Source organism: Klebsiella grimontii (assembly GCF_900200035.1).
GTDB classification, from domain to species: Bacteria; Pseudomonadota; Gammaproteobacteria; order Enterobacterales; family Enterobacteriaceae; genus Klebsiella; species Klebsiella grimontii.
Window position 1 is genome coordinate 639,106 of sequence record NZ_FZTC01000019.1, and the last position, 24,678, is coordinate 663,783.

27 protein-coding genes are annotated in these 24,678 nt (G+C 56.4%); 18 read left to right on the forward strand and 9 right to left on the reverse strand.

From position 1 onward, the window contains the following. Window positions 1–149: 149 nt before the first annotated feature. The 11 genes from ydgT (at window position 150) to gstA (ending at window position 10,125) form a co-directional block, all read left to right on the forward strand. Window positions 150–365: a transcription modulator YdgT gene (gene ydgT, locus KOSB73_RS17805; protein ID WP_004134363.1), complete on the forward strand. Its 216-nt coding sequence runs from the start codon at window positions 150–152 to the stop codon at window positions 363–365. A 79-nt stretch (window positions 366–444) separates the two neighbouring features. Further along, window positions 445–885: a DUF2569 domain-containing protein gene (locus KOSB73_RS17810; RefSeq protein WP_024357986.1), complete on the forward strand. Its 441-nt coding sequence runs from the start codon at window positions 445–447 to the stop codon at window positions 883–885. Window positions 886–962: 77 nt separating this feature from the next. Continuing rightward, window positions 963–1,544, forward strand: a complete 582-nt coding sequence (rsxA, locus tag KOSB73_RS17815; RefSeq protein WP_004102633.1) for an electron transport complex subunit RsxA — start codon at window positions 963–965, stop codon at window positions 1,542–1,544. Next, a complete protein-coding gene (gene rsxB / locus KOSB73_RS17820) occupies window positions 1,544–2,122 on the forward strand; it encodes an electron transport complex subunit RsxB (protein ID WP_024357985.1) in 579 nt (192 codons plus the stop codon). The genes rsxA and rsxB overlap by 1 nt, the downstream gene beginning before the upstream one ends. After that, on the forward strand, window positions 2,115–4,286 hold the full coding sequence (rsxC, locus tag KOSB73_RS17825; RefSeq protein WP_098140761.1) for an electron transport complex subunit RsxC: 2,172 nt from the start codon (window positions 2,115–2,117) through the stop codon (window positions 4,284–4,286). Before rsxB ends, rsxC begins: the two co-directional genes overlap by 8 nt. Further along, complete coding sequence (gene rsxD, locus KOSB73_RS17830; RefSeq protein WP_049086142.1) at window positions 4,287–5,339, forward strand: electron transport complex subunit RsxD; 1,053 nt, start codon at window positions 4,287–4,289, stop codon at window positions 5,337–5,339. 10 nt (window positions 5,340–5,349) lie between these two features. After that, complete coding sequence (rsxG, locus tag KOSB73_RS17835) at window positions 5,350–5,970, forward strand: electron transport complex subunit RsxG (RefSeq protein WP_004132321.1); 621 nt, start codon at window positions 5,350–5,352, stop codon at window positions 5,968–5,970. Window positions 5,971–5,973: 3 nt separating this feature from the next. Next, a complete protein-coding gene (locus KOSB73_RS17840; RefSeq protein WP_004132319.1) occupies window positions 5,974–6,672 on the forward strand; it encodes an electron transport complex subunit E in 699 nt (232 codons plus the stop codon). A gap of 1 nt (window position 6,673) precedes the next feature. Next, entirely contained in the window at window positions 6,674–7,309 is a 636-nt protein-coding gene (nth, locus tag KOSB73_RS17845) for an endonuclease III (protein ID WP_004132317.1), read from the forward strand. A 596-nt stretch (window positions 7,310–7,905) separates the two neighbouring features. Then, a complete protein-coding gene (gene dtpA / locus KOSB73_RS17850; protein WP_024357981.1) occupies window positions 7,906–9,411 on the forward strand; it encodes a dipeptide/tripeptide permease DtpA in 1,506 nt (501 codons plus the stop codon). Window positions 9,412–9,519: 108 nt separating this feature from the next. Next, window positions 9,520–10,125 (forward strand): glutathione transferase GstA, encoded by a 606-nt coding sequence (gene gstA / locus KOSB73_RS17855; protein WP_004136813.1) that lies wholly within the window; start codon window positions 9,520–9,522, stop codon window positions 10,123–10,125. Window positions 10,126–10,172: 47 nt separating this feature from the next. Here the strand turns inward: gstA and pdxY are convergent, their stop codons facing one another. The 5 genes from pdxY to anmK all read right to left on the reverse strand — a co-directional run bounded on the left by pdxY (window position 10,173) and on the right by anmK (window position 14,876). After that, window positions 10,173–11,033, reverse strand: coding sequence for a pyridoxal kinase PdxY (gene pdxY, locus KOSB73_RS17860; protein WP_064342800.1), 861 nt, complete (start codon window positions 11,031–11,033; stop codon window positions 10,173–10,175). 61 nt (window positions 11,034–11,094) lie between these two features. Beyond that, entirely contained in the window at window positions 11,095–12,369 is a 1,275-nt protein-coding gene (gene tyrS, locus KOSB73_RS17865) for a tyrosine--tRNA ligase (RefSeq protein ID WP_024357979.1), read from the reverse strand. 252 nt (window positions 12,370–12,621) lie between these two features. Next, window positions 12,622–13,278 carry a pyridoxamine 5'-phosphate oxidase gene (gene pdxH / locus KOSB73_RS17870; RefSeq protein ID WP_004119519.1) on the reverse strand — a complete coding sequence of 219 codons (657 nt, stop codon included), beginning with the start codon at window positions 13,276–13,278 and terminating at the stop codon, window positions 12,622–12,624. Between the two features lie 57 nt (window positions 13,279–13,335). Continuing rightward, complete coding sequence (mliC, locus tag KOSB73_RS17875; RefSeq protein ID WP_004136809.1) at window positions 13,336–13,659, reverse strand: C-type lysozyme inhibitor; 324 nt, start codon at window positions 13,657–13,659, stop codon at window positions 13,336–13,338. A 92-nt stretch (window positions 13,660–13,751) separates the two neighbouring features. Then, on the reverse strand, window positions 13,752–14,876 hold the full coding sequence (anmK, locus tag KOSB73_RS17880) for an anhydro-N-acetylmuramic acid kinase (RefSeq protein WP_004136807.1): 1,125 nt from the start codon (window positions 14,874–14,876) through the stop codon (window positions 13,752–13,754). Between the two features lie 270 nt (window positions 14,877–15,146). Between anmK and slyB the strand changes: the two genes are divergently transcribed. Both slyB and KOSB73_RS17890 read left to right on the forward strand, forming a co-directional pair. Continuing rightward, window positions 15,147–15,614, forward strand: coding sequence for an outer membrane lipoprotein SlyB (gene slyB, locus KOSB73_RS17885; RefSeq protein WP_004851450.1), 468 nt, complete (start codon window positions 15,147–15,149; stop codon window positions 15,612–15,614). 225 nt (window positions 15,615–15,839) lie between these two features. Further along, a complete protein-coding gene (locus tag KOSB73_RS17890) occupies window positions 15,840–17,192 on the forward strand; it encodes a sensor domain-containing diguanylate cyclase (RefSeq protein ID WP_098140762.1) in 1,353 nt (450 codons plus the stop codon). A gap of 41 nt (window positions 17,193–17,233) precedes the next feature. On the opposite strand, the gene slyA is transcribed toward KOSB73_RS17890, so the two are convergent. After that, window positions 17,234–17,674: a transcriptional regulator SlyA gene (gene slyA / locus KOSB73_RS17895; protein ID WP_029669661.1), complete on the reverse strand. Its 441-nt coding sequence runs from the start codon at window positions 17,672–17,674 to the stop codon at window positions 17,234–17,236. 171 nt (window positions 17,675–17,845) lie between these two features. On the opposite strand from slyA, the gene KOSB73_RS17900 reads away from it, so the two are divergent. From KOSB73_RS17900 to KOSB73_RS17910, 3 genes are read left to right on the forward strand one after another with little or no spacing between them, the layout of a single operon-like run. After that, window positions 17,846–18,082, forward strand: coding sequence for a DUF1656 domain-containing protein (locus KOSB73_RS17900; protein ID WP_004119481.1), 237 nt, complete (start codon window positions 17,846–17,848; stop codon window positions 18,080–18,082). Window positions 18,083–18,092: 10 nt separating this feature from the next. After that, on the forward strand, window positions 18,093–18,989 hold the full coding sequence (locus tag KOSB73_RS17905) for an efflux RND transporter periplasmic adaptor subunit (RefSeq protein ID WP_004136796.1): 897 nt from the start codon (window positions 18,093–18,095) through the stop codon (window positions 18,987–18,989). Continuing rightward, window positions 18,989–21,013: an FUSC family protein gene (locus KOSB73_RS17910; protein WP_098140763.1), complete on the forward strand. Its 2,025-nt coding sequence runs from the start codon at window positions 18,989–18,991 to the stop codon at window positions 21,011–21,013. Before KOSB73_RS17905 ends, KOSB73_RS17910 begins: the two co-directional genes overlap by 1 nt. Here the strand turns inward: KOSB73_RS17910 and sodC are convergent. The 3 genes from sodC to KOSB73_RS17925 are packed head-to-tail and all read right to left on the reverse strand — an operon-like array spanning window position 21,006 to window position 22,792. Beyond that, window positions 21,006–21,527: a superoxide dismutase [Cu-Zn] SodC gene (sodC, locus tag KOSB73_RS17915; RefSeq protein WP_049085879.1), complete on the reverse strand. Its 522-nt coding sequence runs from the start codon at window positions 21,525–21,527 to the stop codon at window positions 21,006–21,008. The two genes, KOSB73_RS17910 and sodC, sit on opposite strands and share 8 nt — an antisense overlap. A 59-nt stretch (window positions 21,528–21,586) precedes the next feature. Next, the gene (locus KOSB73_RS17920; protein ID WP_049130936.1) at window positions 21,587–22,483 is read right to left on the reverse strand and encodes an aldo/keto reductase; all 897 of its coding nucleotides are present in this window, start codon (window positions 22,481–22,483) and stop codon (window positions 21,587–21,589) included. Between the two features lie 48 nt (window positions 22,484–22,531). Next, the gene (locus tag KOSB73_RS17925; protein WP_155551950.1) at window positions 22,532–22,792 is read right to left on the reverse strand and encodes a DUF1289 domain-containing protein; all 261 of its coding nucleotides are present in this window, start codon (window positions 22,790–22,792) and stop codon (window positions 22,532–22,534) included. Between the two features lie 121 nt (window positions 22,793–22,913). Between KOSB73_RS17925 and KOSB73_RS17930 the strand changes: the two genes are divergently transcribed. Next, window positions 22,914–23,513 (forward strand): TetR/AcrR family transcriptional regulator, encoded by a 600-nt coding sequence (locus KOSB73_RS17930; protein WP_024357971.1) that lies wholly within the window; start codon window positions 22,914–22,916, stop codon window positions 23,511–23,513. Window positions 23,514–23,566: 53 nt separating this feature from the next. Then, complete coding sequence (gene nemA, locus KOSB73_RS17935) at window positions 23,567–24,664, forward strand: alkene reductase (RefSeq protein ID WP_024357970.1); 1,098 nt, start codon at window positions 23,567–23,569, stop codon at window positions 24,662–24,664. Window positions 24,665–24,678 lie beyond the last annotated feature (14 nt).

Below are 24,678 nucleotides of genomic sequence, written 5' to 3' on the forward strand. Positions count from 1 at the left end.
GGAAACATCGTCTGTTCTTGTCACAGGTATTTACAACCGAAATAACTCCATACAGTTTATCTTAAAAAGGAACTGCCGGTTGAGAACAGGTTTACTCAATATGGGTATATTCAACTTAATTTATTCCGATTATAAAATGGATACGCAAAATGACCGTTCAGGACTACTTATTAAAATTTCGTAAAATCAGTTCGCTGGAAAGTCTGGAAAAACTTTTTGATCACCTTAACTATTCTCTGACCGATAACGAAGAGATCGTCAACATGTATCGCGCGGCCGACCATCGCCGGGCGGAGCTGGTTTCCGGCGGCAAATTGTTCAACATCGGCGAAGTGCCCAAGTCCGTGTGGCGCTACGTGCAATAAAGACTGTCATCATTCACGCCAGTTGCTTATACTTCCGCCCTGCTTTTATTGATAACTGGCGTTGAATTTGGGAGTAATAATGTCCTCTGACTCTGTGGAACGTATTGGCGGATGGCTTTTGGCGCCGCTGGCATGGCTCCTGGTGGCTCTGCTTAGCGCCTCATTGTCGCTGCTGTTTTTTGCTAAGGCTTTGATGTCTTCCCAGACTTATACATTGCTGGGCAATATGAGTGCCGAACATCTCGCCCTGTGGATTGCTTCCTTAGCTTTTGCTATCGCCATGTGGTACTACACGCTGTGGTTGACCATCGCCTTTTTTAAGCGGCGGAAAGGGGTACCGAAACACTACATCATCTGGCTGCTGATCACGCTGCTGTTGGCGGTGAAAGCCTTTGCCTTTTCCCCGATTTCTGACGCGCTCGCGCTGCGCCAGCTGCTTTTCCCTCTTCTCGCCGCTGCGCTGCTTGCACCCTATTTCAGGCGTTCTGCTCGGGTTAAACGGACCTTTGTGAATCCGTAATAACCACACAGTTAACCTGTTGTCGCCGGTATCGATTTATTCGATAATAGACGGCTTTTTCTATTTCAGGTCGAATGATGGCTGATTATTTACTGCTCTTTGTTGGCACTGTCCTTGTTAACAACTTCGTGCTGGTGAAGTTTCTAGGACTGTGCCCGTTTATGGGGGTTTCCAAAAAGTTGGAAGCCGCTATGGGGATGGGGCTCGCCACCACCTTCGTGATGACGCTGGCCTCTATTTGCGCCTGGCTAATTGATACCTGGATCCTTATCCCACTGGATCTGGTCTATTTGCGCACGCTGGCCTTTATCCTGGTCATCGCCGTGGTGGTGCAGTTTACCGAGATGGTCGTGCGTAAAACCAGCCCGGCGCTGTATCGCCTGCTGGGGATTTTCCTGCCGCTGATCACCACCAACTGCGCGGTGCTCGGCGTGGCGCTGCTAAACATTAACCTTGGGCATAATTTCCTGCAATCGGCGCTGTACGGTTTTGCCGCCGCGGTCGGTTTTTCGCTGGTGATGGTGCTTTTCGCTTCTATTCGCGAGCGCCTGGTGGTCGCGGATGTGCCGGCGCCGTTTCGCGGTAACGCCATTGCGCTGGTCACCGCAGGTTTAATGTCTCTTGCCTTTATGGGCTTTAGTGGTTTGGTGAAGTTGTAATGAACGCTGTCTGGATAGCCGTGGTCGCCATTAGCCTGCTGGGGCTGATTTTCGGCTTAATTCTGGGGTACGCCTCCCGCCGCTTTGCGGTAGAAGATGACCCGGTGGTGGAAAAAATAGATGCCCTGCTTCCGCAGAGCCAGTGCGGCCAGTGCGGCTACCCCGGCTGTCGCCCCTACGCGGAAGCGGTCGGGACCCAGGGTGAGAAAATCAACTGCTGCGCCCCCGGCGGCGAAGCGGTAATGCTTAAAATCGCCGAGCTGTTGAACGTCGATCCGCAGCCGACAGACGGCGACGCGCAAGAAGCCGAACCTGCACGAATGCTGGCGACGATCGACGAAGCGAACTGCATCGGCTGCACAAAATGCATCCAGGCCTGCCCGGTCGACGCCATCATCGGCGCCACCCGCGCCATGCATACGGTGATGAGCGATCTCTGTACCGGCTGTAATCTCTGCGTCGCGCCTTGTCCAACGCAATGTATTGAACTGCGCCCGGTGGCGGCGACGACAGAAACCTGGAAATGGGATCTTCAGACCATCCCGGTACGCATTATTCCCGTGGAACAACATGTTTAAGTTATTTTCCGCTTTTCGCAAAGATAAAGTCTGGGACTTCAACGGCGGCATCCATCCGCCAGAGATGAAAACCCAGTCCAACGGTACCCCGCTGCGTCAGGTGTCGCTGCCGCAGCGTTTCGTCATCCCGCTAAAGCAGCATATCGGCGCGGAAGGTGAGCTGTGCGTGCAGCCGGGCGATCGCGTCCTGCGCGGCCAGCCGTTGACGCGCGGCTGGGGCCGAATGTTGCCGGTGCACGCCCCAACGTCCGGGATCGTGGCGGCCATCGCCCCCCACTCTACCGCCCACCCTTCCGCGCTGGCGGAAATGAGCGTCATTATTGATGCCGATGGCGAAGACCGCTGGATTGAGCGCGATGGCTGGTACGATTATCAGAATAAATCCCGCGAAGCGCTGATTGAGCGTATTCACCAGTTTGGCGTGGCCGGACTGGGCGGCGCGGGTTTCCCGACCGGCGCCAAGCTGCGCGGCGGCGGCGACAAAATCGACACACTCATTATCAACGCCGCCGAGTGCGAGCCCTACATCACCGCCGATGACCGTCTGATGCAGGATTGCGCGGCGCAGATCGTTGAGGGTATTCGTATCCTTGCCCATATTCTGCAGCCGGGTCAGGTCCTGATCGGCATCGAGGATAATAAACCGCAGGCGATTTCGATGCTGCGCGCGGTATTAGCCGACACGCACGGTATTTCCCTGCGAGTGATCCCCACCAAATATCCCTCCGGCGGCGCGAAACAGCTCACGCAGATCCTCACCGGCAAGCAGGTGCCTCACGGCGGACGCTCCTCTGACATCGGCGTGCTGATGCAGAACGTCGGCACCGCCTATGCGGTGAAACGCGCGGTAATCGACGGCGAGCCGCTGACGGAGCGCGTCGTCACCCTGACCGGCGAAGCGGTCTCGCGTCCGGGTAACGTCTGGGCGCGCCTCGGCACCCCGGTCAGCCATTTGCTAAAGGATGCCGGTTTCTGCCCGAGCGCTGACCCGATGGTGATTATGGGCGGCCCGTTGATGGGCTTCACCCTGCCGTGGCTCGACGTGCCGGTCGTGAAAATTACCAACTGCCTGCTGGCGCCGTCGGCGAGCGAAATGGGCGAGCCGGAAGAGGAAAAAGGCTGCATCCGCTGCAGCGCCTGTGCGGACGCCTGCCCGGCCGATCTTCTGCCGCAGCAGCTTTATTGGTTCAGCAAAGGCCAGCAGCACGACAAAGCCACCAGCCATAATCTCGCAGATTGCATTGAGTGCGGCGCCTGCGCCTGGGTTTGCCCAAGCAATATTCCGCTGGTGCAGTACTTCCGCCAGGAGAAAGCCGAGATCTCCGCGATCGCGCAAGAAGAGAAACGCGCCGCGGAGGCCAAAGTTCGCTTTGAGGCGCGTCAGGCTCGCCTGGAGCGCGATAAAGCGGCGCGTCTGGAACGTCATAAGCAGGCCGCGGTCCAGCCTGCGGCGAAAGATCAGGACGCCATTAACGCCGCCCTTGCCCGGGTGCGTGAAAAACAGCGTGACGCGGCGCAGCCGATTATCGTGCTCTCCGGCGCCAAACCGGATAACAGCGAAGCCATTGCCGCCCGCGAAGCCCGCAAGGCCGAGGCGCGGGCGCGCAAAGCCGAACAGCAGACGGCTCCGGCGGTAGATGCCGCCGCCGATCCGCGCAAAGCCGCCGTTGAAGCCGCGATCGCCCGAGCGAAAGCGCGTAAAGCCGAACAGCAGACGGCTCCGGCAGTAGATGCCGCCGCCGAACAACCGGCAGCCGCCGATCCGCGCAAAGCCGCCGTTGAAGCCGCTATCGCCCGAGCGAAAGCGCGTAAAGCCGAACAGCAGGCGGCTCCGGCAGTAAATGCCGCCGCCGAACAACCGATAGCCGCCGATCCGCGCAAAGCCGCCGTTGAGGCCGCTATCGCCCGAGCGAAAGCGCGTAAAGCAGAACAGCAGACGGCTCCGGCAGTAAATGCCGCCGCCGAACAACCGATAGCCGCCGATCCGCGCAGGGCCGCCGTTGAGGCCGCTATCGCCCGAGCGAAAGCGCGCAAAGCAGAACAACAGCAACAAGCAGTTCCCCCGTCGGCAGCCAATGACGACGCCCGCAAAGCGGCAGTCGCTGAAGCAATCGCCCGCGTTCAGGCCCGGAAAGCATCCCGGCAGGCAGTTAACGAGGATTAAATGGTTTTCAGAATCGCAAGTTCCCCTTATACCCACAATCAGCGCCAGACTTCGCGGATTATGCTGCTGGTGCTGCTCGCCGCGGTACCCGGCATCGTGGTGCAGACCTGGTTTTTCGGCTGGGGTACCGTGTTGCAGATTATCCTTGCCGCCCTCACGGCGTGGGGGGCCGAAGCGGCCATCCTTAGACTGCGCAAACAAAATATTCCCGCGATCCTCGCCGATAACTCAGCGCTGCTCACCGGCCTGCTGCTGGCCGTCAGTATCCCGCCTTTCGCCCCGTGGTGGATGGTCGTGTTGGGCACTGCGTTTGCGGTGATTATCGCCAAACAGCTGTACGGTGGACTGGGTCACAATCCTTTTAACCCGGCAATGATTGGCTACGTGGTGCTACTGATCTCTTTCCCGGTGCAGATGACCTCCTGGCTTCCGCCCCATGAAATAGCCGCCCATGTTCCAGGTTTTAGCGACGCGCTGCGGATGATTTTCACCGGCCATACGGCGACCGGTGGGGACATGAATAGCCTGCGAATTGGCATTGACGGTATCAGTCAGGCCACGCCGCTGGATACCTTTAAAACGTCGCTTCACGCCGGCCATCCGGTTAGCGAGATCCTGCAGTATCCAATCTACGGCGGCGAGCTCGCCGGTCTCGGCTGGCAGTGGGTGAACGTGGCCTGGCTCGCGGGCGGTCTGTTCCTGCTGTGGCAGAAGGCTATCCGCTGGCATATTCCGCTGAGCTTCCTGCTGAGCCTCGCCGTTTGCGCCACCCTGGGATGGCTGTTCTCCCCGGAAAGCCTCGCCTCGCCGCAGATGCATCTGCTTTCCGGCGCCACCATGCTCGGCGCCTTCTTTATCCTGACGGACCCGGTGACCGCCTCCACCACCAATCGCGGACGCCTGATCTTCGGCGCGCTGGCGGGATTACTGGTATGGTTGATTCGCAGCTTTGGCGGCTACCCGGATGGCGTGGCCTTTGCCGTCCTGCTGGCCAATATCACCGTTCCGTTGATCGATTACTACACGCGCCCGCGCGCGTACGGCCACCGCTGAGGACCCGAACATGTTACAAAGCATGCGCAAACACGGTATCACGCTGGCACTCTTCGCCGCAGGTTCTACCGGGCTGACGGCGGCGATTAACGAGCTGACCAAAAGTACCATTGAAGACCAGGCCGCCCAGCAGCAAAAAGCCCTATTCGACCAGGTGATGCCAGCCGCTCTCTACAATAACGATTTGCTGAAAAGCTGTTATCAGGTTAGCGCGCCGGAGCTGGGCAAGGGCCAGCACAAGGTATGGATCGCGCAGGACGGCGAGAAGCCGGTTGCTGCTGTGATGGAAGCCACCGCGCCGGACGGCTATTCCGGCGCCATTCAGCTGCTGGTAGCCGCCGATTTTAAAGGCACCGTGCTGGGTACCCGCGTTACCGAACATCATGAGACGCCGGGCCTGGGCGACAAAATCGAGCTCCGAATTTCCGACTGGATCACCCTCTTTGCCGGTAAAACGATCCATGGGCAAGACGACAGCCACTGGGCCGTGAAAAAAGACGGCGGCGATTTCGACCAGTTTACCGGGGCCACCATTACCCCTCGCGCGGTGGTCAACGCCGTCAAACGCGCGGGCCTGTACGCCCAAACGCTGCCCGCGCAGATTTCCGCATTCACTCCCTGTGGAGACTAGACCATGAGCGAAGTTAAAGACGTTATTGTTCAGGGGTTGTGGAAAAACAACTCCGCGCTGGTTCAGCTGCTGGGGATGTGTCCCCTGCTCGCCGTGACTTCTACCGCCACCAACGCTCTCGGTCTTGGGCTGGCGACGACGCTGGTTTTGACCCTGACGAACCTGACCATTTCCAGCCTGCGTCGCTGGACGCCGGCGGAAATCCGTATCCCGATTTACGTGATGATCATCGCGTCGGTAGTGAGCGTCGTGCAGATGCTGATTAACGCCTACGCGTTCGGACTTTATCAGTCTCTGGGGATTTTTATCCCGCTGATCGTCACCAACTGTATCGTGGTTGGCCGCGCGGAAGCCTTTGCGGCGAAAAAAGGCCCGGCGCTCTCGGCGCTGGATGGATTCTCCATCGGGATGGGGGCGACATGCGCAATGTTTGTGCTCGGTTCGATGCGCGAAATCCTCGGCAACGGCACCCTGTTTGACGGTGCCGATAGCCTGCTCGGCGGCTGGGCTAAAGTTCTGCGCATTGAAGTATTCCATACCGATACGCCGTTCCTGCTGGCGATGCTGCCACCGGGCGCATTTATTGGCCTCGGCATGATGTTGGCGGTAAAATACCTCATCGATGAACGTAGTAAACAGCGCAAAGCCAAAGCGGCGCAAGCCGATCTCATTGCGCCGTCTGATGTGACGGGAAAAGCATAGGATGAATAAGAGTAAACGCCTGGAGATCCTCACCAGGCTCAGGGATAACGACCCGCACCCCACCACGGAGCTGCATTTTAACTCGCCGTTTGAACTGCTGATCGCCGTTCTGCTCTCGGCGCAGGCCACCGACGTCAGCGTCAACAAAGCCACGGCAAAACTCTATCCGGTCGCCAATACGCCAGCAGCCATGCTGGCGCTGGGCGTTGAGGGCGTGAAGGCGTATATCAAAACCATCGGTCTGTTTAACAGTAAAGCCGAAAACGTTATCAAGACCTGCCGGATCCTGCTTGAACAGCACAATGGCGAAGTTCCGGAAGATCGGGCGGCCCTTGAGGCGCTTCCCGGCGTGGGACGCAAAACGGCAAACGTGGTGCTGAATACCGCCTTCGGCTGGCCGACAATCGCCGTCGATACGCATATCTTCCGCGTTTGTAATCGAACACAATTTGCGCCCGGTAAAAACGTGGAACAGGTGGAAGAAAAGCTGTTAAAGGTGGTTCCGGCGGAATTTAAAGTCGACTGCCATCACTGGTTAATCCTGCATGGTCGTTATACGTGTATTGCCCGTAAACCGCGCTGCGGCTCCTGCCTGATAGAAGATCTTTGCGAGTATAAAGAGAAGGTCTATTCCTGACGACGCGCAGAGTCATTGTCCTCCCAAAGAGATGACTCTGCCTCCCCCGGCTTTATCGACATTCACGCCATGGTTTTGCCCCGGCTGCGGGTGATTATGCGGTTATATAATCATCATCCAGGGTATTCATTTTTTTTAGAGTCAAAATTTCTATACATTTGTGATCAGGATCACCTGGTCATTTTGTTGTTGGTTAATTGTTAACGTAATTGTACCTAAACCTGCTGATTCAAATACCCTCAACTTAAATACCAACACAATAACCCATCAATTTTTAGGATTATGGGCTATATCACTGGATGCAAGCGCAGTCAGCAGAACATATCGCCATTATACGAAAAATTTTCCATTGCGGCAGATAAAAACGCTCCCATTCACCAAAGCTTGAAATTTAACTCTGAATAACATTTGTGTATGCGGTGTATTATTCCGCACAAAATATGTGTAACAGATTATTGCAAAGCTATTGCCTGAAGGGGCAGGATAGTGAACATTACCTGCCGTTTTCCCTCCAGAATAACTATAAAGGCGGCGGTCTGAGAAGATTGCGCCCCGAGCACCCCCCGTTAATATGGGATGTAAAAAAAGAGGTATTTGTGTCGACTGCAAACAATAAACCAACAGAAAGCGTCAGCTTGAACGCTTTCAAACAACCACGATCGTTCTATCTCATCTTCTCGATTGAGCTATGGGAGCGTTTTGGTTTCTACGGCCTGCAAGGGATCATGGCCGTTTACCTGGTTAAACAGCTGGGTATGTCAGAAGCGGATTCTATCACCCTGTTCTCCTCCTTTAGCGCCCTGGTCTACGGCCTGGTGGCGATTGGCGGCTGGCTGGGCGACAAGGTGCTGGGCACCAAGCGCGTCATTATGCTCGGTGCCATTGTTCTGGCCATCGGCTATGGCCTGGTAGCGTGGTCCGGGCACGATGCGGGCATCGTCTATATAGGTATGGCGACGATTGCCGTCGGTAACGGCCTGTTTAAGGCTAACCCCTCTTCCCTGCTCTCAACCTGCTATGAAAAGAACGACCCGCGTCTGGACGGTGCATTTACCATGTACTATATGTCCATCAACATCGGTTCCTTCTTCTCTATGCTGGCCACGCCGTGGCTGGCGGCGAAGTTCGGCTGGAGCGTCGCTTTCGCCCTGAGCTTTGTCGGCCTGGTGATCACCATTGTCAACTTCACTTTCTGCCAGCGCTGGGTTAAACAGTACGGCTCGAAGCCTGACTTCGCCCCGCTGCAGGTAGGCAAGCTGCTGGCGACAATCGTTGGCGTGGTGGTTCTCATCGCGATTGCAACCTGGCTGCTGCACAACCAGGGTGTTGCACGTATGGCGCTGGGCGTGGTTGCGCTGGGTATTATCGTTATCTTCGCTAAAGAAGCCTTCGCGATGCAGGGCGCCGCGCGGCGCAAAATGATCGTCGCGTTCATCCTGATGCTGCAGGCGATTATCTTCTTTGTTCTGTACAGCCAGATGCCGACCTCCCTTAACTTCTTTGCGATTCGCAACGTTGAACACTCTCTGCTTGGCATCGCTTTCGAGCCTGAGCAGTACCAGGCGCTGAACCCATTCTGGATCATTATCGGTAGCCCGATTCTGGCCGCTATCTACAACAAAATGGGCGATACCCTGCCGATGCCGATGAAGTTTGCTATTGGTATGGTCCTCTGTTCCGGCGCCTTCCTCGTACTGCCGCTGGGCGCTAAGTTTGCCAGCGACGCGGGTATCGTGAACGTCAGTTGGCTGGTTATCAGCTACGGCCTGCAAAGTATCGGTGAACTGATGATCTCCGGCCTGGGTCTGGCGATGGTTGCGCAACTGGTTCCTCAGCGCCTGATGGGCTTCATCATGGGCAGCTGGTTCCTGACTACCGCTGGCGCCAACCTAATCGGCGGCTACGTCGCGAACATGATGGCGGTGCCGGATAACGTGACTGACCCGCTGATGTCGCTGGAAGTTTACGGTCGCGTATTCCTGCATATTGGTGTCGCCACCGGCATTATCGCCATCCTGATGCTGCTGACGGCGCCTAAGCTGAACCGCATGACCCAGGACGATGATAAAACGGCAAAAGCCCGCGATACCGCTACGGCCTAAGCTCCCCGGGAAAACCCATAAATTTAAACCGCTAACGCGCTGTTAGCGGTTTTTTTTTGCCCCTGGGCGGACTAACATACAGAAAACCGCAGCCACGAGGAGTTACCGATGAAACTGTTCTACAAATCCGGCGCTTGTTCTCTTGCTTCGCATATCGCGCTACGCGAGAGCGGCCTGGACTTCACCCTGCAGGGCGTTGACGTGATGAAAAAACGTCTCGAAAACGGGGATGATTATCTGCTGGTAAACCCGAAAGGTCAGGTGCCGGCGCTGCTGCTGGACGATGATGTGCTGCTGACGGAAGGCGTGGCCATTATGCAATATATCGCCGATCGCGTGCCGGATCGCCAGCTGCTGGCACCGGTGGGAAGCATCGCGCGCTATCAGACGCTGGAGTGGCTAAACTACGTGGCGACGGAACTGCATAAAGGTTTTACCCCGCTGTTTCGTCCGGATACGCCGGAGGATTACAAACCTGTCGCTCGCGCGCTGCTGGACAAAAAAATGCAGTACGTTAACGAATGCCTGGAAGATAAAGAGTGGATTAACGGGCACCGTTTCACTATCGCCGATGGCTACCTGTTCACCGTGCTGCGCTGGGCGTACGCCGTGAAGCTGGATATGGCAGGCTATAGCAATATTGCGGTCTGGATGAAGCGCGTTGCCGCGCGGCCTGCCGTAGCCGCCGCCCTCGAGGCTGAAGGGCTGAAGTAACGCCGATCCTTGCCCGACGCAGGTCGGGCAAGTTGTTCTCACGCCTCTTAAAGCTGCGTGGCGCTGAAGTAGTGCTCCGGCTGGGCAATACGATCCTGAGCCGCCACAACCTGTAGCTCATACTCCTGCATATTTTTTGTCGCCAGCATGATTTCATACACCGCGGCGGTGACGTGCTCCAGCGCATCGCGCAAACTCGCGCCCTGCAGCAGCTTAACCAGCAGCAGCCCGCTGGTGACATCGCCGACGCCCACCGGCTGGCGCATGCCAAAATCCACCAGTGGACGGCTGATGTGCCAGGCCTCTTGCCCGGTGACCAGCAGCATTTCAAAACGATCCAGGCTCAGCCCGGCGCGTGAGAGATGCTTCACCAGCACCACTTCCGGCCCCTGAGCAATCAGCTCGCGGGCGGCCAAAACCGCTTCGTTAACGTTTGCCACCGGGTGCCCGCAGAGGATCTCCAGCTCAACCAGGTTTGGCGCAATAATATCGCTCGCCGGCAGCGCATAGCGCACGTGAAACTCCGCGACGCCAGGCGCCACGATGCAGCCCTTTTCAGGATGCCCCATCACCGGGTCACAGAAATATTTCGCGGCCGGATTGGCGCTTTTCACCTGACGCACGATACCAAGAATATGTTCGCCCTGCTCCGCCGACCCCAGGTATCCGCTTAATACCGCGTCGCAGCGCTGCAGCTGGTTAATGTCGGCAATCCCCTGCACAATCTCCGTTAAATGCGCCGGCGGCATGACGCAGCCGGTCCACTTTCCGTATTGGGTATGGTTGGAGAATTGTACGGTATTAAGCGGCCAGACGTTGGCGCCAAGGCGGCGCATCGGAAATTCAGCGGCGCTGTTGCCCGCATGGCCAAACACAACGTGGGACTGGATGGCGAGGATATTCTTCATCTTGATTACCTGAGAGCAAAAAATAAGGGGCGCGGTTTCCCACGCCCCTGCCTTTACGCAATTACTTCCAGCAGACCAGACAGTAATTTTTCTTACCGCGGCGCAGTAAGGTGTAGCGCCCGAAGAGACGGTCGCCATCGACAAACACATATTCCGGGTCGGACTGTTTTTCGCCGTTAATGGTCACCGCGTTGGAGGCGATGGTTTTACGCGCCTGGCCGCGGGACGGCTGCAGCTCAGAATCCACCAGCGCCTGCATCAGATCGGCACCCTTTTCCATTTCGATCATCGGCACGCCATCCTGCGCCAGCTGCTCGAAATCGGCTTCGCTCAGATCGCTCAGGTTACCGTTGAACAGGCTCTCGGTAATGCGTTTTGCCGCCACCAGTCCTTCTTCGCCGTGCACCAGACGGGTCACCTGCTCGGCCAGCACATACTGGGCGCGCGGCGCTTTACCGCTGTTTTTGTCTTCTTCTTCCAGGGCGTTGATTTCAGCCATGTCCATAAAGGTGAAGAACTTCAGGAAGCGATAAACGTCAGCATCCGCGGTGTTGATCCAGAACTGGTAGAACTTGTACGGGCTGGTTTTCTTCGGATCCAGCCACACCGCGCCGCCTTCAGTTTTACCAAATTTGGTGCCGTCGGCTTTGGTGATCAGCGGTACGGTCAGGCCAAAGACCTGGTTCTGGTGCAAACGACGGGTCAGGTCGATACCGGAGGTAATGTTGCCCCACTGGTCAGAACCGCCGATTTGCAGCGCCACGCCGTGCAGCTTGTTCAGGCAGGCAAAGTCGTAACCCTGCAGCAGGTTGTAGGAGAACTCGGTAAAAGAGATGCCCTGGTCGTCGCGGTTGAGACGCTGCTTCACCGCTTCTTTGTTGATCATCTGGTTTACAGAGAAGTGCTTGCCGATATCACGCAGGAAGGTCAGCACGTTCATGCTGCCAAACCAGTCGTAGTTATTCGCGGCAATGGCCGAGTTATCCCCGCAATCAAAGTCGAGGAAAGGCGCGACCTGTTTGCGGATTTTATCCACCCACTCCTGCACGGTATCTTCAGTGTTCAGTTTACGCTCAGCGGCTTTAAAGCTCGGGTCGCCAATCAGCCCCGTCGCGCCGCCCACCAGCGCAACCGGCTTGTGGCCAGCCTGCTGGAAGCGTTTCAGGCATAACAATGGAACAAGATGCCCCAAGTGCAAGCTGTCGGCGGTAGGGTCGAAGCCGCAATAGAGCGCGATCGGGCCTTGCGCCAGTCGCTCTGCTAACGCTTCCTCGTCCGTCACCTGGGCTACCAGCCCCCGCTCCTGCAATTGTTTAATCAAGTTACTGCTTGCCATCAAATTCTCCATCTATAAACGACTGCACCTCTGCCGGTACACGACTTTTCGCCAGACGCGAAAAAAACATCTACGCAAAATTATTCAAGCTGCATCGCGGCGGCAAGCATGTAAAAGCCCAGGGAACTTACTCAGGTAAGCGACAGAGCCAGACAGGCGCGGCTAACAAAGATGCAGCTTGAAAAATGAAGCGTATAGAATAAAGCGCCGGGCCACGATGCACCAGCGCTTAACACAACATTTTTGCGTGCTTTATGGCGCCAGTCGGTCGATTTGCCAGCCGCCGTTTTGCCGCTGGTAGAGAAAACGATCGTGCAGACGATGCTCGCCGCCCTGCCAGAACTCCATCTGCTCGATGCTGACGCGGAATCCGCCCCAGAAGCTCGGCAGCGGAACTTCGCCCTGCTGGAACTTTTGCTTAAGCTCGAGGAACTTACTCTCAAGGATGCCGCGCGCCGAGATACGGCTGGACTGCTGCGACACCCAGGCGCCAATCTGGCTATCGCGCGGACGGCTGTGGAAATATTTAACCACTTCCAGCGTTGAAAGGCGTTCTGCTTTGCCGATAACCATCACCTGGCGCTCCAGCATATGCCATGGGAACAGCAGGCTGATGCGGGGATTTTTTTCAATCTGGTGGGCTTTGCGGCTGCCAAGGTTGGTGTAAAACACCAAGCCTTTTTCATCATAGTGCTTAAGCAAAACGATGCGCTGGTAAGGCTGGGCGTTTTCATCAACGGTGGCGACCACCATCGCCGTTGGATCGGCGAGCTTCGCATCGCAGGCCTGACGCAGCCAGCGTTCAAATAGCGCCAGAGGTTCGGCGGGAAGGTCGTGGCGACGCAGGCCGCCACGGGTGTACTCGCGGCGCAGGTGCGCGATTTGCTGCAATTCGTCGTTATCAGACATGGCAATTGAGAAAATAATCAAAGGGTAGCGTCATTGTGCGCCCCCATGACCGAAATCTCAACGTTTGGCGGTTTGCAGCTGACAGTTTTCCAGCACGATACGGTCGCGTTTATAGACCGTCGCGTTATCACCCTTCGACCAGAAGACGTAAACGCCGTCGGTATAGCGCGCTCCGGATGCGGATAACCCCTGCTGCAAGTTGAGCTGCTGGTTATCGTAGATAAAGCTGACCTGCTGGCGAGTATGATTAAGATGGACGGTCAACGGCTTCTGGTCGCACTGGTACTCCAGAGTGTCCGTATTCATCCGCTCGACAAACTGATTGTAGTAGCTACAGCCCGCGAGCATAAAAGGTACCGCAAGAATAAGTATTTTTTTCATTAATTTGCCTTCGACTTTCCCGGTCCGGGAAGGCATAACGCCCTCCCTCAACGCTGTCCAGTCTACGAAGAAACCGGCGCGGGTGATTTCAGTTAACTCTGATTTTGCGGCGGATTTGCCGGGAAAATCGCGCCAAGCACGGAAGCCTGCGACGCGCCGGTTACCGAAGGGAGATTACCGGGTAATCCGGCAAGCGTCCGCCACGCCAGCCATGCGAAAGCCAGCGCCTCCATATCATCACCGCTGATCCCCGCCTCATCGGTGGTCGACACTTCCGTTCCCGGCAGCAGCGCCGCCAGACGCGCCATCAGCAGCGGATTACGCGCGCCGCCGCCGCAGACCAGCAGACGTTCGCATCCCCCGCTGAGCAGCACCTGTTCACTGATGCTGACGGCGGTCAGCTCCGCCAGGGTGGTCTGCACGTCCTGGGCGCGAAGCCCCGGATAACGCGCCAGATGCTGCGATAGCCAGCCGTAGTTAAAGTATTCGCGACCGGTACTCTTCGGCGCCGGTAGCGCAAACCACGGATCGCTTAGCATATCCTGCAGCAGCGGCAGCACCACTTTACCCTCGCTGGCCCACTGCGCGTCTTTATCGTAGGGTTTACCACACTGTCGCCAGATCCACGCGTCCATCAGCATGTTGCCAGGCCCGGTGTCGTAGCCGCGCACCGGTACCCCCGGCGCCAGCAGGGAGAGGTTGGCGATACCGCCAATATTAAGAACCATTCGACGCTCTACCGGATGCGCCAGCAGCGCGTGGTGGAACGCCGGAACCAGCGGCGCGCCCTGCCCGCCGAGCGCCATATCGCGACGACGAAAGTCGCCGACGACCGTCACGCCGGTACGCGCGGCAATCTGGTTATTGTCGCCAATCTGTAGGGTATGCGGCGCGTCGCCCGTAGGCTCATGCCAGACCGTTTGGCCATGGCAGCCGATGGCGATAATGTCCGCCGCCTGTAACTTTTCCTGCGTCATCAACGCCTGAACCGCATCGGCAAACAGCCGTCCCAGACGCGTATCAAGCCGCCCCAGCTGCGATAGCGTAAGCTGCTGGCCCTGACAGATGGCCAGAATGTCTTCTTTAATAGCAATGGGGATGGGATAGGTCAGGCTGGCCTGCTGGGCGACCATATTTTCATTAATTGCTGCGAGGACAACATCAACACCATCAAGGCTGGTGCCGGACATTACGCCGATAAAGCGGCCTGATTTCATACGCTTTCCTTCATTCCATGACTCTCGTATATCCCCACACTCCACCATAAACGAGGGGGCAATGCTATGCTGCTATAATACTTTTTAACAATACAAGCAGCGCTGTCGTTCGTAGGGTAAAGAACTTGTGTTTAGTTTAGGTTGAGACGACTCTGATTATTATTTTTTGTATAGTCACTGCATCTGCTATGCCAGCAGACGCTTAAATGCCATATAATTGGCTACAAGGAAGTTCAACAGAACGCTTCTTGGTGAACAGGAGATTCATAAATGATTTTACGTGTTTTGGCTGTCTCGATGATTGGTTTTACGCTTGCAGGCTGCGTCAGCAGCAGCGGTCTGTCCGGCGATGTTTACTCCGCATCCGAAGCCAAACAGGTCCAGAGCGTGACCTACGGCACTATTGTCCATACCCGCGCGGTGCAGATTCAGGGCGGAGATGACAGCAATGCTATCGGCGCCATCGGCGGCGCGGTTCTCGGCGGCTTCCTGGGTAACACCATTGGCGGCGGCACGGGCCGCTCACTGGCAACGGCGGCAGGCGCTGTCGCCGGCGGCGTAGCCGGTCAGGGCGTACAGGGTGCGATGAACAAAACCCAGGGCGTTGAGCTGGAAATCCGCAAAGATGACGGTAATACCATCATGGTGGTGCAGAAGCAAGGCAGCACGCCGTTCTCGGTTGGCCAGCGCGTGGCCATTGCCGGCAGCGGCAGCCAGGTTACGGTATCCCCACGCTAAACCTTATCCCTGCGGCCCTGACGGGCCGCTTATTTATATAAAAGATGTATCATTTACCAACATAAATAAACGATATAAATATATTTATATTTTCCTGCCGCACCTCAACTCTTTGCGCCCGCGCAATATCCCCCCTGCTGCCATCAAGTAATCTTCAATGAGTACTATTTAAATCATTTACGACAACCTCGTCGTTTACCCTCGCATTTTTCAGGGATGTTGACTATGCGCGCTAATATAAAAAGCTTACCCCAACGGATATTTCTTTACGCTGCCGTGTGTATCCTTGCGATTACCACGCTTAATTACCTCAGCGACTCGTTAATTGATCGTATACCTACAACATCATCCATGCTTTTTCCTGTACTGACGATTTCGCTGATGACTTTTCATATTATGATTGCCTGTTTTATGGGAATGAAATATCTGTGCGATAAAAAACGGCTGTACCTGGTTCCGATTACCTTCGCCTTTGCCTGCTCGGCCATGCTGATGCTGGGAACGATAGGCAGCTATCCCGACTGGTTGATTTGCGGACAGGGTCGCGCCATTAACCAAAATGACGCGCTGATTTTTTATTTTTTCCGCAACGTGATGATGGCCATTTTATTAATAACATCGATTGTTTTATACCGTTTTCGCAACATCACCCTTAGCTCAGGTAAAATTCACCGAACGGTACTGACAGGTTGCTTTGTTTTTATTGCCGCAGTGCTTATATTATCGTGGATTCATTCCAGCAACTCCCCGCTGTTGAGTATTGAATTCCTTGACAATCTGACCTACACTTTTACGCCGCTGTGGCATAATCGTATTGGCTGGTTATTAATTATCATATGGTCAGTAACGCTGATTTTACTGATTAGCCTGACTCAATTGCGTAATATATTCTGGTACAGCGGGGCCTTTTTTTGTACCGCCTATATATTTACGTTAATGGTTCTACTCTCAACGGCAGGTGATAGCAGTCACGCCTGGAACCAGGCGCGATTCTTTGAAACGCTTAGCACCCTGTTTCTGATTTTAGTCCTGCTGTGCGATGTTTTTATGCTCTATCGCGAATCGAACGAAAGATACGTCCGCTCTTACCAGAACTCGATTCGCGATCCCCTGACCCGGCTGTATAACCGCAGCTATTTTTATGACACCCTGAATCAACGATTGCCGAAGGTTTCCGCTTCACAACCGCTATCGGTGATCGTCTGCGACCTCGATCGCTTCAAGCGCATCAACGACACCTACGGTCACGTGCAGGGCGATAAGGTGATCCAATTTGCTGCCAGCGTGTTGCAGAACAACGTGCGCCAGGACGACGCCGCCGCGCGTATCGGCGGGGAAGAGTTTGCCCTGCTGCTGGTCAATATCGGCGCAAAGGAAGCGCTGGCTGTCGCCGAACGCATCCGCCTCTCCGTCAGCGAGAAGCAGGAAGGATTACCCGAAAGAATGACTATCAGCATGGGGGTTTTCACGACGCAGGATACGCGTGTTTCGGCAGAAGAGTGCGTTAAGCGCGCGGATACCGCGATGTACGAGGCGAAAAACAGCGGTCGTAACCGCGTTGTGGTCTGGCATGAATAGATAAAAAAGAGGCCTTGAGTTTCTTCAAGGCCCCGTTAAGGTCAATCTTTTGCCTGGAGATCGAGGATGTTGTGTTCAAGTTTACGAATTAAATTAAGCAACGTTTCCACTTCTTCTCTGGAAACGCCTGCCAGAATCTCATCACGCGTTTTGCCAATAACCTCTTCCATTTCATTGATCAGAGGCTCGGCCTTTTCCGTAAGCTTGATACGTTTTGCCCGCCGATCGTTTGCACAGGTCTGGCGAGAAATAAGCCCTTTCTCCTCCAGCTGGTCGAGCGTGCGAACCAGCGACGGCTGCTCAATACCAATGGCTTTCGCCAGCTGAATCTGCGACTGTTCAGGCGGCAGCTGGTGAATGTTATGCAGCGTGACCCAGTGCGTCTGCGTTAACTCCAGAGGTTTCAGGCGATGGTCGATTAGCGCGCGCCAGACGCGTACCAAACGTGCCAGATCAGAACCAAGTGGCGATTCCAATTTCATCTCCTTATAATTAGCTTGCTAAGTTATTATACTGATTTTAGAATAGTGTGCAGCATTTAAATTACCAAAACAAATGAATTACCTGATTCACTAGAATCAGAACAATGATTTACAATGTGAATAATCGCATCACCTGAACATTCTTCCTGCAACGGCAAAGGATTTTTGCTTGTGAAACTGAGTCTTAACACTGCCGGATTGTCACTCCAGGACCTGGTGTTCGGCGCTTCTGTCTATTTCCCTCCTGTCTTTAAAGCGGTTCTGCTGGGCTTTTTTATCTGGCTGATTGTCCATCGCCAGCTGCGGGACTGGATGTACGCAGGCGAGATCTGGCATCCCCTGTTAATGGACCTCTCCTTCTTTGCGCTTTCCGTCTGTCTGGCGCTGGTTTTACTGACTATCTGGTAATGTTCATTCCATGAAGAAACTAAAATACTTATCCACGCTGCTGGTCGCCGCGCTGGCCATTATTGCCGCCTGGCTGGTCTGGAATTACTACACGCAATCCCCGTGGACCCGCGACGGCAAGGTGCGCGCCGAACAGGTTGGCGTTACGCCGCAGGTTTCCGGCAGCATCCTGCAGCTAAACGTGCGCGATAACCAGCTGGTGAAGGCCGGAGAGGTGCTGTTCAGAATCGACGACACGCCGTATAAAATTGCCCTGCTCAACGCCCGCGCGCAGCTCGCTAAAGCCAAAGCAGAAGTCGCCCGCGCGCAGGCGGAACAGAAAAAAGCCGCCAGCGATGCTAACCGCCGGCGTCATCTTTCCCAGAATTTCATCTCAGCAGAAGATTTAGAAAACGCCAATACCGCGCTGAATACCGCGACGACCAACCTCGAAGCCGCTAAGGCGGTGGTTGGCGTGGCGCAGGCCACGCTCGATCATGCCCAATGGCAGCTCACGCAGACGGAAATCAAAGCGCCGGTTGACGGCTGGGTCACCAATCTCTCGACCCGCGTTGGCGACTACGCCGCCGTTGGCCACCCGGTTTTCGCCCTCGTCGACAGCCACTCCTTCTACGTGGTGGGTTATTTTGAAGAAACGAAACTGCGTCATATTCGTCCCGGCGATAGCGCGCAGATTATTCTTTATAGCAGCAAGCAAAAGTTACAGGGTCACGTTGGCAGCATCGGACGCGCGATAGTCGACCAGAGCGTGGAGAGCAGCGGCGGGCTAGTGGCGAATATTAAACCGAATATTCCCTGGGTCCGCCTTGCTCAGCGCGTCCCGGTACGCATTGAGTTTGACCATCTGCCGCCGGATACCACCCTGGTCTCCGGTACCACCTGTACCGTTGCCATCGGCGCGCAGTAATGAAGCTGCAGGCCCTGTCGTGGCGCGCGCTCCCGTGGATTAAGGCCAGCCGTCCGCAGTGGCGCTATGCCCTGCGCAACGGGATTGCCATGTGCCTGGCGCTGAGCGTCGCCTACTGGCTGAATCTTGACGAACCCTACTGGGCAATGACCTCCGCCGCGGTGGTCAGCTTTCCCACCGTCGGCGGCGTGATCAGCAAAAGCTTCGGGCGTATTGCCGGCAGCCTGCTCGGCGCCTGCGCGGCGCTGCTGCTGGCCGGGCACACGCTCAACGATCCGTGGCTGTTTCTCTTCAGCATTTCAGCGTGGATAGCCCTCTGTACCTGGGCCTGCGCGATGTTCACCAATAACGTCGCCTACGCTTTCCAGCTCGCGGGCTATACCTGCGCGATCATCGCTTTTCCGGTTATCAATATCACTGACGCCAACGAACTGTGGACTATCGCCCAGTCGCGCGTCTGCGAGGTTATCGTCGGTATTTTGTGCGGCGGGCTGATGATGATGATTTTACCGAGCACGTCCGATGGCGCTACGCTGCTGACGGCGCTGAAAAACATGCACGCGCGCCTGCTGGAACACGCCAGCCTGCTATGGGTGCCGGAAACCACCGATGCGATCCGCACCGCGCACGAGAGCGTGATTGGGCAAATCCTGACCATGAATTTGCTGCGTATCCAGGCCTTCTGGAGCCACTATCGCTTTCGTCGGCAAAACCCGCTGCTGAACTATCTGCTGCATCAGCAGCTGCGAATGACCAGCGTGATTTCGAGCCTGCGGCGGATGCTGCTCAACTGGCCCACCGCGCCCGCCCGCACCCGCGAGATTCTGGAGTCACTGCTTAACGAATTAGCGTATACAAACGCCGATGCCTTGAGCGTCGCCCGCATCATCGCCCCGCTGGCGCCGCCCGCGGACGCTGATTACCGGCATATCGCCTTCTGGAAGCGTCTGCGCTACTTTTGTCGTCTCTACCTGGTGAGCAGCCGCTGGCTCACGCGCATCGAAAACGCCACCGCGGTGACTGAATTTAACGTGCCTTCCGCGCCAGCGCTGGCCCGCCATACCGACCAGGCCGAAGCCTTGTGGAACGGCGTTCGCACTTTCTGCGCGCTGGTAATGGTCGGCGCATGGGGAATTAGCACCCAGTGGCAGGCCTGCGCCGCTGCCCTGACTCTGGCGGCTATCTGCTGCGTCCTCTATTCGGTCTCTCCTTCGCCGTTTAAGTCCTTAACGCTGTTGATGCGCACCCTGATCCTGCTTTCGCTCTTTAGCTTTGTTGTGAAGTTTGGCCTGATGGTGCAGATCACCGATTTATGGCAGTTTCTGCTGTTCCTGTTTCCGCTGCTGGCGACCATGCAGCTGCTGAAGCTACAGATGCCTAAGCTCGCCGGACTATGGGGTCAGCTGATTGTCTTTATGGGGTCGTTTATTTCGGTCACCAACCCGCCGGTCTACGACTACGCGTCGTTTCTTAACGATAATCTGGGGAAAATCATTGGCGTAGGCCTCGCCTGGCTGGCGTTCGCCATTATCAGCCCGGGTTCGGACGCGCGTAAAAGCCGCCGCCATATCCGTGCGTTACGGCGTCACTTTGTTGACCAGCTCAGCCGCCGTCCGCAGCACAGCGAGCACGAATTTGAATCGCTGGTTTACCACCATATTAGCCAGCTCAGCAATAGCCAGGATGCGCTGGCGCGCCGCTGGCTGCTGCGCTGGGGCGTGGTGTTGCTCAACTGTTCCCACGTGGTGTGGCAGCTGCGCGAGTGGGAAACCCGTTCCGACCCGCTATCGCAGGTGCGTGATTTATGTATCAGCCTGCTGCGGGATGTAATGAGCGAGCGCGGGGTACAGCAGCGTCCGCTCGCCTCTACGCTCCAGGAGCTGCAGCGCATCTGCGACGCGCTTAATCACCACCACCAGCCGGCGGCCAAAGAGCTGGCGGCGGTTATCTGGCGGCTGTGGTGCGCGCTGTCGCAGCTGGAGCAGGCGCCGATTGCCGGAACCCTGACGGAAAGAACTACTTAATCACGCCGCAGGCAAACCGCTCGCCGCCGCCGCCAAGGGGCTGCGGGCTATCGGACATATTGTCGCCCCCCACGTGAATCATCAGCGCCTTGCCTTTCACCTCATCCAGCGTTTTTAAACGCGGTGCCACTACCGGCTGGGTGGCTTTACCGTCGTTGTTGACCACCAGGAATGGCAGATCGCCGAGATGCCCGGCGCCGTCAGGACCTTCATGCTTTCCGGTTTTTTGCGGATCGTAGTGCCCGCCGGCTGCGCCAGCGGCGACGGCTTTGCCCTCTTTAATCGCGGGCTGGCAGCTGCCGTTGGCGTGGATATGGAAGCCGTGCTCGCCGGGAGGCAGCGCCTTCAGGTCTGGCGTAAACTCCAGACCTTTCTCGGTTTCGCTGATTTTAACGCTACCGATAGCCTGACCGACGCTCTGGCTGGTAACAAGATTGATATCGACGCTTTCACTGGCCGCCTGCGCGCCTGCGCACGCGGCCAGGGTAAGTATGGCGAGAATACATCGTTGCATAACACCTCCTTAATGGCTCTATCGCTACTAAGTGTAGGCCATTGCTGAGGTGTCGGTGTCTACGGAACGTCGTAGCCTAACGCCGCTTTACGAATGCGGAACCACTGCTGGCGGCTCATGTTTAGCTTTTCAGCAACCACCGCGGAGCGCACGCGCTCGATTTTGCCTGAGCCGATGATCGGCAACGGCTGCGATGGCAGACGCAGGATCCAGGCGTACACCACCTGCTCAATGCTCTCCGCATTTAGCTCCTGAGCAACGCGCGCCAGCTCATCGCGCAGCGGCTGGAAGCTGTCATCGTTAAATAAACGTCCGCCGCCGAGGCAGGACCAGGCCATCGGCCGGATACGCAGCTGCTGAAGCTGATCCAGCGTACCGTCCAGCAGCAGCGGCTGATGGACCGGGGAAATTTCCACCTGGTTGGTCGCGAGCGTAAACGGGAGGCGCGACTGCAGCAGGGTAAACTGGGCGGGAGTAAAGTTAGATACGCCGAAGTGGCGAACTTTGCCGCTATGGTGGAGGGCAAGGAACGCCTCCGCGACTTCATCCGCATCCATCAGCGGGTCCGGACGATGGATTAGCAGCAGATCAAGATGGTCGGTTGCCAGATTACGCAGCGACTGTTCGGCGCTGAGAACGATATGGTCGCGGTCGGTAATATAGTGGCCGATGGTGTTTTCCGCCCGCGCTTTAGTGGCTATCCCGCATTTGGTGACAATTTCCATCCGGCTGCGCAGATGCGGAGCCAGCTTTAGCGCTTCGCCAAACGCCGCCTCACAGCGATAGTCGCCGTAAATATCGGCGTGATCGATAGTGGTGACGCCCAGATCCAGGTGTTGCTCAACAAAGCTCACCAGCGCTTTCGCGGACATATTCCAGTCCATCAAACGCCAGTAGCCCATCACAAAACGAGAAAATTCCGGCCCCTGCGGAGCCATAGCAATACGCTGAACCATAACAGCTTCCTCAACAAAAATGTGCCCTGAGTATACGCAATTTTATGCTTAAAACAGTGAGGGTTGCTGCGGTTCTTCCGCACTATCCTGCTTAGCCGCGCGTAATTTGCGCAGCCGCCGCTGGCGACACAGACGCAGAACCTCCTGCTTTTGCGCATCGCTCATTTTCTGCCAGTTGAAACGCTCGTCGCGGCTGCGCATGCACCCCCGGCAGTAGCCACGTTCATCAGACTGACAAATCCCCCGGCACGGACTTTGCACCGGGAAGAACTCCAGTTGTTCAGCCACTTCGCCTCTCCTGCCGCTCATCTCTTTCTTTATTGAAGACGTTTCATTCGCCGTACGCAAATTTTGTTCATCGCCCTCTGCGCCAGGCGGCATTTTTAATTATGACTTGCATTAGACCAATCGGTCTATTACAGTGAGCGCTATGAACAAGCACAGTGAATGCAACACCCGCGAACATATCCTGGTCACCGGCGAGCAGCTCTGCATGCATCGGGGATTTACCGGCATGGGGCTGAGTGAACTGCTGAAAACAGCGGAAGTGCCGAAAGGCTCTTTCTATCACTACTTTCGCTCAAAAGAAGCCTTTGGCGTTGCGCTGCTCGAGCATCATTACGCCGGATACCTTCAGCGCCTGGTGGAGCATTTTGACCACGGTCAGGGAAACTACCGCGATCGCCTTTTGGCCTATTATCAGCATACGCTGACGCAATTTTGCCAGCAGGGCATTATTAGCGGCTGTCTGACGGTGAAGCTGTCGGCGGAGGTCTGCGATCTGTCGGAAGATATGCGCGCCGCGATGGATAAAGGCGCCAGCCAAATCATTATCCTGCTGGGCGATGCGCTGGAGAAAGGCCGTCAGGAAGGCAGCCTTGAGTTTGACGGCGACGCGTTCACCCTTTCCCAGGTGCTCTACTCCCTGTGGCTGGGGGCGAATCTGCAGGCCAAGATTACGCGTAGCGCAACGCCGCTGGAAAGCGCCCTTGCCCACGCTAAAAATATTATTGCTGCGCCTGGCGTTTAACAGGCGTTTTTATTTCATCAGTTTCAAGACGACCGGTCTACTCAGGAGTCACTATGTCAGAATCAAAGTTGTTTACCCCGTTGAAAGTAGGTGCGGTAACCGCGCCCAACCGCGTATTTATGGCTCCGCTGACGCGTCTGCGCAGCATTGAACCGGGCGATATCCCTACCCCGCTAATGGGTGAATACTACCGTCAGCGCGCCAGCTCCGGCCTGATTATTTCCGAAGCCACCCAGATCTCCGCTCAGGCTAAAGGCTACGCGGGCGCGCCTGGTCTGCACAGCCCGGAACAGATTGCCGCGTGGAAAAAAATCACCGCCGGCGTACACGCCGAAAACGGGCGTATTGCCGTTCAGCTGTGGCACACCGGGCGCATTTCGCACAGCAGCATCCAGCCTGGCGGCGCCGCCCCGGTGGCGCCGTCGGCCATTAGCGCGGGTACCCGTACCTCGCTGCGCGATGAAAACGGCCATGCTATTCGCGTCGACACCTCGATGCCGCGCGCGCTCAACACCGATGAGATCCCGGGGATCGTTGATGATTTCCGTCAGGCGGTAGGCAACGCCCGCGATGCCGGTTTTGATCTTGTCGAACTGCACTCCGCGCACGGCTACCTGCTGCACCAGTTCCTTTCCCCCTCTTCCAACCACCGTACTGACCAGTACGGCGGCAGCGTGGAAAACCGCGCGCGCCTGGTGCTGGAAGTGGTTGATGCGGCAAGTAAAGAGTGGAGCGCCGACCGTATCGGTATTCGCGTTTCGCCTATTGGCAGCTTCCAGAATGTCGATAACGGTGCGAATGAAGAGGCCGACGCGCTCTATCTGATCGAAGAGCTGGCCAAACGCGGCATCGCTTACCTGCACATGTCCGAGCCAGACTGGGCCGGCGGCCAGCCGTACAGCGATGAGTTCCGTCAGAAAGTGCGCGACCGTTTCCCCGGCGCCATTATCGGCGCTGGCGCCTACACGGTCGAAAAGGCAAACGATCTGATCGGTAAAGGTCTGATCGATGCCGTGGCCTTCGGTCGCGACTACATTGCCAACCCGGACCTGGTCGCGCGCCTGCAGAAAAAGGCCGCTCTGAATCCACAGCGTCCGGAAAGCTTCTACGGCGGCGGCGCGGAAGGCTATACCGATTACCCGACCCTGTAATCCCTCCATTGATA

Bases quoted from the DNA above. Each gene is read 5' to 3' on its own strand.
- ydgT (WP_004134363.1), top strand. From the start codon at position 150: ATGACCGTTCAGGACTACTTATTAAAATTTCGTAAAATCAGTTCGCTG.
- KOSB73_RS17810 (WP_024357986.1), top strand. From the start codon at position 445: ATGTCCTCTGACTCTGTGGAACGTATTGGCGGATGGCTTTTGGCGCCG.
- rsxA (WP_004102633.1), top strand. From the start codon at position 963: ATGGCTGATTATTTACTGCTCTTTGTTGGCACTGTCCTTGTTAACAAC.
- rsxB (WP_024357985.1), top strand. From the start codon at position 1,544: ATGAACGCTGTCTGGATAGCCGTGGTCGCCATTAGCCTGCTGGGGCTG.
- rsxC (WP_098140761.1), top strand. From the start codon at position 2,115: ATGTTTAAGTTATTTTCCGCTTTTCGCAAAGATAAAGTCTGGGACTTC.
- rsxD (WP_049086142.1), top strand. From the start codon at position 4,287: ATGGTTTTCAGAATCGCAAGTTCCCCTTATACCCACAATCAGCGCCAG.
- rsxG (WP_004132321.1), top strand. From the start codon at position 5,350: ATGTTACAAAGCATGCGCAAACACGGTATCACGCTGGCACTCTTCGCC.
- KOSB73_RS17840 (WP_004132319.1), top strand. From the start codon at position 5,974: ATGAGCGAAGTTAAAGACGTTATTGTTCAGGGGTTGTGGAAAAACAAC.
- nth (WP_004132317.1), top strand. From the start codon at position 6,674: ATGAATAAGAGTAAACGCCTGGAGATCCTCACCAGGCTCAGGGATAAC.
- gstA (WP_004136813.1), top strand. From the start codon at position 9,520: ATGAAACTGTTCTACAAATCCGGCGCTTGTTCTCTTGCTTCGCATATC.
- pdxY (WP_064342800.1), bottom strand. From the start codon at position 11,033: ATGAAGAATATCCTCGCCATCCAGTCCCACGTTGTGTTTGGCCATGCG.
- tyrS (WP_024357979.1), bottom strand. From the start codon at position 12,369: ATGGCAAGCAGTAACTTGATTAAACAATTGCAGGAGCGGGGGCTGGTA.
- pdxH (WP_004119519.1), bottom strand. From the start codon at position 13,278: ATGTCTGATAACGACGAATTGCAGCAAATCGCGCACCTGCGCCGCGAG.
- mliC (WP_004136809.1), bottom strand. From the start codon at position 13,659: ATGAAAAAAATACTTATTCTTGCGGTACCTTTTATGCTCGCGGGCTGT.
- anmK (WP_004136807.1), bottom strand. From the start codon at position 14,876: ATGAAATCAGGCCGCTTTATCGGCGTAATGTCCGGCACCAGCCTTGAT.
- slyB (WP_004851450.1), top strand. From the start codon at position 15,147: ATGATTTTACGTGTTTTGGCTGTCTCGATGATTGGTTTTACGCTTGCA.
- KOSB73_RS17890 (WP_098140762.1), top strand. From the start codon at position 15,840: ATGCGCGCTAATATAAAAAGCTTACCCCAACGGATATTTCTTTACGCT.
- slyA (WP_029669661.1), bottom strand. From the start codon at position 17,674: ATGAAATTGGAATCGCCACTTGGTTCTGATCTGGCACGTTTGGTACGC.
- KOSB73_RS17905 (WP_004136796.1), top strand. From the start codon at position 18,093: ATGAAGAAACTAAAATACTTATCCACGCTGCTGGTCGCCGCGCTGGCC.
- KOSB73_RS17910 (WP_098140763.1), top strand. From the start codon at position 18,989: ATGAAGCTGCAGGCCCTGTCGTGGCGCGCGCTCCCGTGGATTAAGGCC.
- sodC (WP_049085879.1), bottom strand. From the start codon at position 21,527: ATGCAACGATGTATTCTCGCCATACTTACCCTGGCCGCGTGCGCAGGC.
- KOSB73_RS17920 (WP_049130936.1), bottom strand. From the start codon at position 22,483: ATGGTTCAGCGTATTGCTATGGCTCCGCAGGGGCCGGAATTTTCTCGT.
- KOSB73_RS17925 (WP_155551950.1), bottom strand. From the start codon at position 22,792: ATGAGCGGCAGGAGAGGCGAAGTGGCTGAACAACTGGAGTTCTTCCCG.
- KOSB73_RS17930 (WP_024357971.1), top strand. From the start codon at position 22,914: ATGAACAAGCACAGTGAATGCAACACCCGCGAACATATCCTGGTCACC.
- nemA (WP_024357970.1), top strand. From the start codon at position 23,567: ATGTCAGAATCAAAGTTGTTTACCCCGTTGAAAGTAGGTGCGGTAACC.